Raw genomic sequence first — 10829 nt, forward strand, 5'->3', positions numbered from 1 at the left:
AAAGAAATAACTATTAATAGCAATATTGAAGTACTTGATTATAACTTAATATCAATGAACGGAAAAAGACTTAAAGCCCAAATTAACAAAATAAATACTCACAAATACTCAATTAATCAAAACCTACCAACCGGAGTATATATCATTCAGTTCTTTAGTGAAAATAAAATTTTAACAGAAAAAATATTTATTCATTAAAGGAACGATTAAATATGGGATAATCCTGCATCCTGTTTCCTGTTTTCTGGACATCCTGATGGATTTAGACAAATGTCCATTTGTCTCTACGTTCTTACATTATGCACCTGCATCTTGTATCCTGCATCTTGCATCCTGCATCTTGCATCCTGCATCTTGCATCCTGCATCTTGCATCCTGCATCTTGCATCCTGCATCCTGCATCTTGCATCCTGCATCTTGCATTTAATTTAAAAAATCATCTTACTAATTCTCTTTTCTAAAAATTTACTGATATTTGCGGCAAAAAAATTTCAATGGTGAAATACAGAGAATACAAGAATTACGATCATTTGATAAACGAAAAAGAAGTAACTGAATTTTGGAACAATGAAAATATTTTTGAAAAAAGTATTAGTTCCAGAGAAGGTAATAAAGAATTTGTTTTTTATGAAGGACCTCCATCAGCTAACGGACTTCCTGGTATTCATCATGTTATTTCTAGAACAATAAAAGATATTTTTTGCAGATATAAAACCTTAAAAGGACATCAGGTAAAAAGAAAAGCAGGATGGGACACTCACGGGCTACCTGTTGAAATAAGTGTAGAAAAAAATCTCGGTATTACAAAAGAAGACATCGGCAAATCAATTTCTGTTGAAGATTATAATAATGCTTGTAGAAATGATGTTTTAAAATACAAAGAAGAATGGAATAAAATTACCCAAAGCATGGGCTATTGGCTTAATTTGGATGACGCTTACATCACTTTCAAAAACAAATATATTGAAACTGTTTGGTGGTTATTAAAAAAACTTTTTGATAAAGGATTGTTGTACAAAGGATACACAATTCAGCCCTACTCACCGGCAGCAGGAACAGGCTTAAGTACTCACGAAATTAATCAGCCAGGATGTTACAAAGATGTAAAAGATAATAGTGCAGTTTGCCAATTTAAAGTTATCAAAGACGAAAAATCACAGTTTTTATTTGACAAATCAGAAACTGATGTTCATATTCTTGCATGGACGACAACACCTTGGACATTACCTTCAAATACTGCTTTGGCAATTGGTAAAAAAATTGATTATGTTCTAATAAAATCATTTAACAGGTATTCAGGAAACCCAATAACTGTAGTTGTTGCCAAAGAACTTGCAGGAAAATATTTCTCTGAAGAAAACAAAGATATAAAATTTGAAGATTACAGAATAGGAGATAAAAAAATTCCATTTAAAGTTATTGATGAATTCAAAGGCAAAGAACTTATAGGAATTAATTTTGAACAATTACTTGATTTTGCACAACCAACAGATGGAAAAGCATTTGTTGTTGTTGCCGGTGATTTTGTAACAACAGAAGATGGAACAGGAATAGTTCATATTGCCCCAAGTTTTGGTGCTGATGATATGAAAGTTGCCAAAGAAAACGGACTCGGCTCTCTCACTATGGTCAACAAAAAAGGACAATTCATTGATGAAATGGGTGAATTTGCAGGCAAATATGTCAAAGCTGAATACGATAAAAATTTTGACCCTAAAAAAGATGAGAATGTTGATATTGAAATAATTGTAAAACTCAAAAAAGAAAATAAATTATTTAAATCCGAAAAATATCAACACTCTTACCCTCACTGCTGGCGTACCGACAAACCTATTCTTTACTATCCACTTGATTCATGGTTTGTAAAAACCACAGCATTCAAAGACAGATTAGTTGAGTTGAATAAAACAATAAATTGGAAGCCACAATCAACAGGAACAGGCAGATTCGAAAACTGGCTTGAGAATCTTGTTGATTGGAATCTTTCACGTTCAAGATTTTGGGGAACACCACTTCCTATCTGGGTTTCTGAAGATGGTAATGAAATAAAATGTATAGGCTCGGTAAAAGAACTAAAAACTGAAATTGAAAAATCAGTTGAAAAAGCTTTTATGAAAAATAATCCACTTGCTGATTTTGACCCTGCTGACATGAGTGAGAAAAATTATGAAATATTTGATTTACACCGCCCTTATGTTGATGACATTATCCTTGTTTCCGAAAGTGGAAAAAGGATGAAACGCGAACCCGACCTTATTGACGTGTGGTTCGATAGTGGAGCAATGCCTTATGCCCAATTTCATTATCCTTTTGAAAACAAAGAAGTGAAAAATTATTTTCCTGCCGATTTTATTTCCGAAGGTGTTGATCAAACACGAGGATGGTTTTTTACTCTTCATGCTATTGCTACAATGACTTTTGATTCAGTTGCTTACAAAGCATGTATTTCTCACGGACTTGTTTTAGACAGCAAAGGAAATAAAATGTCAAAACGCCTTGGTAATGCAGTTGACCCTTTTAATATAATTAATAAATACGGTGCAGATTCTACACGCTGGTACATGATAACAAATGCACAACCATGGGAAAATCTTAAATTTGATAAACAAGGTGTAAGTGATGTTAAAAGAAAGTTTTTCGGAACACTTTTCAACACATATTCTTTCTTTGCACTTTATGCAAATATTGATAATTTTTCTTACAAAGAAAAAGAAATACCTTTGGAGGAAAAACCGGAAATCGATAGGTGGATAATTTCTGAAATGAACTCGCTAATTAAAAAGACCACAGAATTTTACGAAAATTACGAACCGACAAAAGCAGGAAGAGCAATTCAGGATTTTGTATCGGATAAATTAAGCAATTGGTATGTAAGATTAAGCAGAAGACGTTTTTGGAAAGGAGATTACGAACATGATAAAATTTCTGCATTTCAAACATTATATGATTGTCTTATAAATCTTAGCAAACTCATCTCACCAATTGCACCTTTCTTTGCTGAAAATATTTTTAAAAACTTAAATGATATTTCAAAAAAAGAAAATTTTGCTTCTGTACATCTTTCAAATTTCCCTGAATTTATTAACGATTATATAGATATTGACCTTGAAGAAAGAATGGATATTGCTCAAAAAACTTCTTCAATGGTATTGTCGCTAAGGAAAAAAGAAACAATAAAAGTAAGACAACCACTAAACAAAATACTTATTCCTGTTATTGACAAGAAGTTTAAAAAACAAGTTGAAAGTATTGAAGAACTGATTCTTTCGGAAACTAACGTAAAAGAAATTGAATTTGTAACAGATACATCTGGAATTATTACAAAAAAAATAAAACCTGATTTTAAAAAGTTAGGACCAAAATATGGCAAATTAATGAAACATATTGCCGCAAAAGTTAAGCAGTTTACACAAAAAGACATATCAACAATTGAAAATGAAGGAGTTTATAAATTTAATGCAAACGGAAACGATATTGAAATTGAGCTTTCTGATGTAGAGATATTTTCGGAAGATATTCCAGGTTGGTTAGTTGCAAATATTGGTAAGCTAACAGTTGCTTTAGACATCAACATTAGTGAAGATTTAAAAAATGAAGGAATAGCACGTGAATTAATTAATCGTATTCAAAACCTGAGAAAAGCAAAAGGATATGATGTTACAGACCATATCCATATTAATATTGTTAAAGAAACAGTAATTGATAAAGCAATAAATCAATATAAAGATTATATTTGCACTGAAACATTAGCAGACATATTGGAATTTAAAGATAAAATTGAGAATCAAGACAAAGAAATTATTGAAATAAACGGAATAGAAACAAGTATTCAAATTAAAAAGAAGTAGAAATGGAAATGATAAAAGATCAATATAATGATAAGGAATTACAAGAATTTAAAGTTATAATTGACAAAAAGATTTTAAGAGCTAGAGATGAATTGATATTCCTTAATGACTCAATACTTAATCCTAATGAACATGGAACCCATGATACTCATTCTGCGAATAAAATGCTTGATGACAATAGCGTTTCCGCAGAAAAAGAAAACTTAAGCCGACTTGCAGACAGGCAAAGAAAATTCATCAATAATCTCGATAAAGCATTAGTTCGCATTGAAAATAAAACCTATGGAATTTGCAGAGAAACAGGGATTCTCATTTCTAAAGAAAGATTGAAAGCTGTACCTCATGCTACTTTAAGTATAGATGCAAAAAAAAAGCAAACAACATAAAGTGAAATTCCTTAAACCAGCCATTGTTATTATTCTTATTCTTGTTTTTGACCAAGTTTTTAAAATTTGGATTAAAACAAATATGATCATTGGAGAAGAACATCATATTATTGGCAATTGGTTTATTTTACACTTTACAGAAAATAACGGAATAGCTTTCGGCTTGGAGTTTTGGGGGGAAAATGGAAAAATCTTTTTAACAATTTTTAGAATAATCGCTGCCTTTTTTATCGGATACTTTATCGTTTCAATAGTTAAAAAAGGCTATTCTCAAGGATTTGTAATTTGTGTTAGTCTTATTTTTGCAGGTGCTGTTGGAAATATTATCGACAGTATTTTTTACGGAGTTCTTTTTAATTACGAATCACTTTTACAAGGACGCGTTGTTGACATGCTTTATTTCCCAATTATTGATACCTATTATCCCGATTGGTTTCCGCTTTGGGGAGGAAACAGATTCATATTTTTTAGACCTGTTTTCAATATTTCAGATTCAGCAATAACAACCGGTACTTTTTCAATATTATTATTTTACAGAAAAACACTTAAGACCTTATAACATACTCATTAATAAAAATTTCTTGTAATGATAATTGCAAAAGGAATAGAAAAATCTTATGGTACTTTAAAAGTATTAAAAAATATTAATATTGAAATAAAACATAATGAGATAGTTGCAATTGCAGGACCTTCAGGAGCAGGAAAAAGTACTTTACTTCACATCCTTGGAACAATTGATAAAGCTGATAAAGGTGAAATAATTATTAATGAACAAAACATCACAAATACAAAATCCTCTAAACTCTCTGATTTTAGAAGTCAAAATATTGGTTTTGTATTTCAGCACCATCATCTTTTACCTGAATTCACAGCAGTTGAAAATGTTTGCATCCCTGCTTATATTTCAAAAAAGAATAAAACAAAAACCATAAAAAAAGCCAAAGAACTACTGTATTATCTTGGCTTATCGGATAGGCTTGAACACAAACCATCACAACTTTCGGGAGGAGAACTCCAGCGTATTGCTGTTGCACGAGCATTAATAAACGACCCTAAAATAATACTTGCTGATGAACCATCAGGGAATTTAGATACCCAAAATGCAGAAGAACTTCACAAACTATTCTTAGAATTAAGAAAAAAACTCGGACAAACTTTTATAATTGTAACTCACAACCAACAGCTTGCACAAATGTCTGATAGAGTGATAAAAATGAAAGATGGGGAGATTGTTTAAAAAGATTTGTTATAGTAGAAGTCCCTTAGAGCAAACAAATCAGAGCATTCATAATTTTTCTTGTCGTGCATAAGCTTTAATACTTTGATTATCAAATAATCCCTTTTCGAATTTGTAGTAAGATGTAATTGCAATCATTGCAGCATTGTCTGTACAATATTGAGAAGCAGGAATATATGTTTCCCAATTATTTTTTTCAGCTTTTTCAATTAATTTTTTTCTCAAATATGAATTTGCTGCTACACCACCTGCTAATGCAATTTCTTTAATTCCTGTTTCCTTTGAAGCTTTTTCTAATTTTTGTAACAAATAGCTAACTATTCTATGCTGGTATGATGCACAAATGTTGTTTAAATTATCAGCTATAAAATTTTTATTTTCTTTTATCCCATCCCTAACACTGTACAAAAAGGATGTTTTGAGTCCGCTAAAGCTAAAATCAAGAGCTTTAATTTTAGGAGTAGGAAAACTAAAGGCATCAATATTTCCACTTTTGGCGTGTTTGTCAATATTGGGACCCCCCGGATATGGAAGATCTATAATTTTTGCGGCTTTATCGAATGCTTCACCTGCCGCATCATCAAGGGTTTGCCCTAATATTTCAAAATGAAGATGGTCGTCAACTCTTAATATTTGCGTATGTCCTCCCGAAACAAGCAAACATAAAAAAGGGAATTTTGGTTTGGGTTCATCAATAAAATTTGCCAAAACATGAGCCTGTAAATGATTAACTCCAATAAGAGGAATGTTAAGAGATAGGGCAAGTCCTTTAGCAAATGATGTAGTAACCAAAAGAGAACCAATCAAACCAGGACCTGCTGTAAAAGAAATTGCATCAATATCTTTTTTGCTGATTTTTGCTTTTTCAATGGCAGTGTCGACTATAAAAAAAATGTTTTTTTGATGAGTTCTGGAAGCGATTTCAGGAACTACGCCACCATATTTATTGTGAACTTCTTGGCTGGAAGTAATATTGGTAAGAATGTTGCCATCCTTTAAAATTGCTGCCGAAGTGTCGTCACATGAAGATTCTAATGCTAAAATAATGCTCATTTCTTTTAATTTCTTAACTTTATTGGCTCTTAAATATTAGGTTAATATGGGAAATAACCCCAAAAAAATTACAATGAAATATGGGAAATTTATCCTTATGGGTGTTGTTTTATTATTTTCTTTTATAATTATCACTTCAATCTTTGTATTAAAAACAGATTACGGTAAAAAATATTCCGCAAATTTAGTTGAAAAATTTCTTGAAAAAAAGTTATTAGTAAAAGTTGAGATCAAATCTTTGACTATAAAGTTATCATCTGCTGAGTTTGATAGTGTTTTAATTTACGATAGCAAAAATAATTTATTGGCTAATGTCAGAAGGGTAGAAATTAAATATTTTGGTTTTAGACGAGGAAATAATAGATTGAAATTTAAAAAATTATTGGTGGAAGATGCAGAAGTATTTGCACAAAAATATCAGGGAAGAAAAGGATTTAATTTTCAATATTTGATTTGGAGAGTAAAAAATAAGGATCCTAATCATGTTCCTAAAACTATTGTTTTTAATGAATTTGAATTGAGAAATGTAACATTACATTATAAAAAACCTGACAGGCATAAAAATAAAGGATTAGTAAATTGGGATAATTTCACAATGAACAACCTTAATGTTAAATTTAAAAATTTCAAATCTTATAATAGAAAACTTAATGCTGACATTGTAAGTGCTTCCGGACTTGAAGAAAATGGACTTGAATTAAATAATATTCAAGCAAATCTTTATGTTGATTCTACAAGGTTGGAATTATATAATTTAAAAGTACATCTTAACAGTAGTGAAATAAGAGGTGATTTAAAATTTTATTATAAAACATACAGAGACTTTAAAAAAGTTAATACAAATGTTATCCTTGATGCCGATTTTGAAAATACAAAACTATACTTGGATGATTTAAAATACTTTCAAAAAGAAATAAAATCAAATGAAAAATTTGTTGTAATAAATGGAAGTATTAATGGAAAAATAGAAGATTTGAAAAGTGATGCAATCGAAATTCAATTTGGTAAAAATTCTGATTACAAAGGACAATTTCGCTTTAAGGGTTTACCCGAAATTTCAGAAACATTTATTGATGTAAAATTAGAAAATTCAAAAGTTACTTTTAAAGACTTAAACTCATTATTACCAAAATTAAAAATACCTGAATATTTTTCTCAATCAAAACAAATAACATTTAATGGTAGATTTACAGGTTTTGTAAATGATTTTGTTGCTTATGGAAATATTTACACTCCTTACGGTAAAGTAAAAACTGATATTAATTTTAAAATTCCATTTAAAACAGGTATCCCATCATACTCAGGAAAAATAAATCTTGTTAATTTTGATTTAGGTGAGTTTAGCACAAAAAAAAGTAAACTTGGAGCAGTGAATATGGTTGCTTCAATAGAAGGCAAGGGTGTAACTGTTGAAAATTTAAAAGCCAACATAAAGGCTGATGCTGATTATTTGGAGTTTAATAATTATTTTTACAAAAATGTTCAATTTAATGGATACATGGAACAGAAGATATTTCAAGGACTTTTAAAAATTGATGATAGAAATATTAATTTAGATTTTGACGGGAAAATTGACATTTCACAGCTAAAACCTGAATATAAGTTTACTGCTGATTTCAAAAAAGTAAATCTTCACAAACTTCATTTCGCTAACGATTCTTTGCTTTTAAATGGAATAGTTGAAATTAATTTAAAAGCAAATAATATTGATGATATTGAAGGAACAGTACTTTTACTAAACTCAGACCTAAAAACAAGAGATGAAAATTATAATTTAAAAACAGCTTTACTGTCATCAACAATAGAAAACGGAACAAAAAAAATAGAACTTAAATCGGAGTTGATTGATGCTACTTTTGAAGGTAAATTTAATATTAAAGACATTCCTTATCTTGCGAAGCAATCTATTTCAAAATATGTTGATTCTTCTTTTATTTCTTCAAATCAAAAAGTGGATTCAAGTAGATATCTTGAGTTTGATATTAACCTTCACCATACCTCATTTCTTAATAGATTGCTTGGCTCAAAAGTGATTTTTGAAGATAGGTCGAAAGTAAAAGGCGTTTTTGATAAGCAGCGAAACATTGTTAAATTAAATGCCACCATACCGGGTATTTATTACAAAGATTTTTACATTAAAAATCTGATTATTAATACAGCAAATAAATACAAAACTTTAGTTCTATATTCCTCTTTGAGTAAGGTTTTTAAAAATGATTCTTTACTCGCAAGAGATATAAATCTGAGTGCTGAAAGTTTGCATGATAGTATAAATTTAAATCTTTATTTATATTCTCCAAAGCTTGATAATCATATAACCTTGATTGGTGATATGTCATTAAAAAAAGATTCTGTAATTGTAAATTTAGAAAATTCGGAAATGATGATTGCCAACAATGAAAAATGGCTAATTGAATCTGATGATATTATTATTAAACCCAAAGGTGAAGTATTTATTCAATATTTGCAAATGAATCAAGGAGAGAGTAACATAAAAATCTTAGGAACTATTAGTGAACAGGATTCTGATCCTTTAAGAATTGTTTTAAACAACTTGGATTTTAACCAAATTAATAAATATATTCCTGTTGATTTAAGCAGTTTTTCAGGTGCTTTAAATGGTCAATTAGTTTTATTTAATGTCTTAAAAAATCCATACTTTGATGCTGCAATTTGGTTTAACCCTATAATTTATAATCAAAGCGATTCCCTTGGTGTTTTAACTTTGTACTCAAACTATAACAATGCTACAGCTAGAACAGTTATAAATGGTAATTTGAAGAATTTTGAAATGGAAGATGTTTTTAATATTAGCGGAAGTATCGACTTGGTAAAAACTAATAATATTGATCTTACATTGGATATTCCTTCAACAGAATCATCAAATTTTGAACCTTTTTTAAAGAAGATAGTTTCTGATGTGAGAGGTGAAGTATCTGCAAATATAAAAATTTACGGACCAATTGAGGATTATAAAATTCTTGGAAAAATAGATGTTGAAAACACCGCATTTACAGTAAATTACTTAAAAACAAGGTACAGCTTTTCTGACAACATTTATATCGACCAAAAAGGAATTTACTTAAGAGACATTTTGCTTTTAGACGATAAAGGAAATAAAGCTAAATTAATTGGAAAAGTTAAACATAATTCTTTCAAAGATTTTATGCTTGATATTAGCATTCTTGCTTCTGACTTTCATGCAATAAATACTACTGCAAAAGATAACAATATGTATTATGGAAATGCTTTTGTATCGGGAAGAGTTGATTTTAAAGGACCACCTGAAAAACTAAAACTTGATATTCAGCTTAAATCGGAAAAAGATAGTAAAATTTATTTGAAAGCTTATGACAACAATACTTTTGGAAATTATGATTTTATTAAGTTTACAGATGAATTTAATACAAATCAACATAGTTTTGAAACAGTTAATTCTAAAAAGAAAATATCATTAAATCTTGATTTGGAATTAAATACAAATGCAGATATTGAGTTGATATTTAATCCTGTAACAAGGGATTTGATAAAAGCAACAGGAAAAGGAAACATAACTTTAAAAATTGATCATCTGGGGAATACAGGAATGTATGGAAGTTATTTTATACATGATGGTGCTTATACTTTTACAGCACTTGATATTATTAGCAAAAGATTTAATGTAAAAGAGGGAAGCTCAATAATTTGGAAAGGTGATCCTTTAAATGCTATTTTGGATATTGAAGCTATTTATAGTCTTGAGGCTTCTGTTATTGATTTAATTCCTGAGGAATATCATGAAGATGCGTACAGACAAAAAGTTCCTGTTGAGGCAAAACTCAAATTAACAGAATCTTTGTTTGCACCAAAAATAAAACTTGATTTTGATTTAATGAGTTCTAATTCAATAAGTGGTAGCCAATTAAATATTGTTGATGAGCAAATAAGAATTATTAAAAATAATGAAGAAGAATTAAATAAGCAGGTTATCAGCCTTTTAGTAATAAATAGTTTTTTGCCTGTATCTACAGGAGTTTCAGGTGGAACCAATATGAGTGGAATAAATACAAATGTTAGTTCTCTAATTTCTTCACAGGTTTCTCAATGGCTTTCACAGGTTTCTAATCAGTTTGGTTCAAAATATATTGAAGATATTCAGATAGGGGTAAATTATCAGGCGGAAAATAAATACTATCAACGTGAACTGGATTTATTACTAAGTACAAGCTTTTTGGACGATAGAGTAAAAGTAAGCGGAAGCTATGATGTAGAGAATATTAATGCTAATTTTAGAGTAGATTATCAAGTTAAAAAAGACAGTAAATT

8 protein-coding genes are annotated in these 10829 nt (G+C 29.6%); 6 read left to right on the forward strand and 2 right to left on the reverse strand.

The window, feature by feature from the left end; all coding sequences use genetic code 11:
* The coding region (locus U9R42_03460; protein ID MEA3495074.1) for a T9SS type A sorting domain-containing protein at window positions 1-198 on the forward strand (198 nt) is incomplete at its 5' end.
* A gap of 99 nt (window positions 199-297) precedes the next feature.
* On the opposite strand, the gene U9R42_03465 is transcribed toward U9R42_03460, so the two are convergent.
* The gene (locus U9R42_03465) at window positions 298-423 is read right to left on the reverse strand and encodes a phosphotransferase (GenBank protein ID MEA3495075.1); all 126 of its coding nucleotides are present in this window, start codon (window positions 421-423) and stop codon (window positions 298-300) included.
* 71 nt (window positions 424-494) lie between these two features.
* Between U9R42_03465 and ileS the strand changes: the two genes are divergently transcribed.
* The 4 genes from ileS to U9R42_03485 are packed head-to-tail and all read left to right on the forward strand — an operon-like array spanning window position 495 to window position 5471.
* Window positions 495-3848 (forward strand): isoleucine--tRNA ligase, encoded by a 3354-nt coding sequence (gene ileS / locus U9R42_03470; protein MEA3495076.1) that lies wholly within the window; start codon window positions 495-497, stop codon window positions 3846-3848.
* Between the two features lie 2 nt (window positions 3849-3850).
* Window positions 3851-4234: a TraR/DksA C4-type zinc finger protein gene (locus tag U9R42_03475; protein ID MEA3495077.1), complete on the forward strand. Its 384-nt coding sequence runs from the start codon at window positions 3851-3853 to the stop codon at window positions 4232-4234.
* On the forward strand, window positions 4209-4793 hold the full coding sequence (locus tag U9R42_03480) for a lipoprotein signal peptidase (GenBank protein ID MEA3495078.1): 585 nt from the start codon (window positions 4209-4211) through the stop codon (window positions 4791-4793). Before U9R42_03475 ends, U9R42_03480 begins: the two co-directional genes overlap by 26 nt.
* A 27-nt stretch (window positions 4794-4820) precedes the next feature.
* The gene (locus tag U9R42_03485) at window positions 4821-5471 is read left to right on the forward strand and encodes an ABC transporter ATP-binding protein (GenBank protein MEA3495079.1); all 651 of its coding nucleotides are present in this window, start codon (window positions 4821-4823) and stop codon (window positions 5469-5471) included.
* A 48-nt stretch (window positions 5472-5519) separates the two neighbouring features.
* Here U9R42_03485 and tsaD read toward each other — a convergent pair whose 3' ends face one another.
* Entirely contained in the window at window positions 5520-6524 is a 1005-nt protein-coding gene (gene tsaD / locus U9R42_03490) for a tRNA (adenosine(37)-N6)-threonylcarbamoyltransferase complex transferase subunit TsaD (GenBank protein ID MEA3495080.1), read from the reverse strand.
* A 46-nt stretch (window positions 6525-6570) separates the two neighbouring features.
* On the opposite strand from tsaD, the gene U9R42_03495 reads away from it, so the two are divergent.
* Window positions 6571-10829: translocation/assembly module TamB domain-containing protein (locus U9R42_03495; protein ID MEA3495081.1), on the forward strand; the 4259-nt coding region annotated here is incomplete at its 3' end.

The organism is Bacteroidota bacterium (assembly GCA_034723125.1).
In the GTDB taxonomy this organism is placed as follows: domain Bacteria; phylum Bacteroidota; class Bacteroidia; order CAILMK01; family JAAYUY01; genus JAYEOP01.

Coding starts and splice junctions, on each gene's coding strand:
- ileS (MEA3495076.1), top strand. CDS start 495: ATGGTGAAATACAGAGAATACAAGAATTACGATCATTTGATAAACGAA.
- U9R42_03465 (MEA3495075.1), bottom strand. CDS start 423: ATGCAAGATGCAGGATGCAAGATGCAGGATGCAGGATGCAAGATGCAG.
- U9R42_03480 (MEA3495078.1), top strand. CDS start 4,209: ATGCAAAAAAAAAGCAAACAACATAAAGTGAAATTCCTTAAACCAGCC.
- tsaD (MEA3495080.1), bottom strand. CDS start 6,524: ATGAGCATTATTTTAGCATTAGAATCTTCATGTGACGACACTTCGGCA.
- U9R42_03475 (MEA3495077.1), top strand. CDS start 3,851: ATGGAAATGATAAAAGATCAATATAATGATAAGGAATTACAAGAATTT.
- U9R42_03485 (MEA3495079.1), top strand. CDS start 4,821: ATGATAATTGCAAAAGGAATAGAAAAATCTTATGGTACTTTAAAAGTA.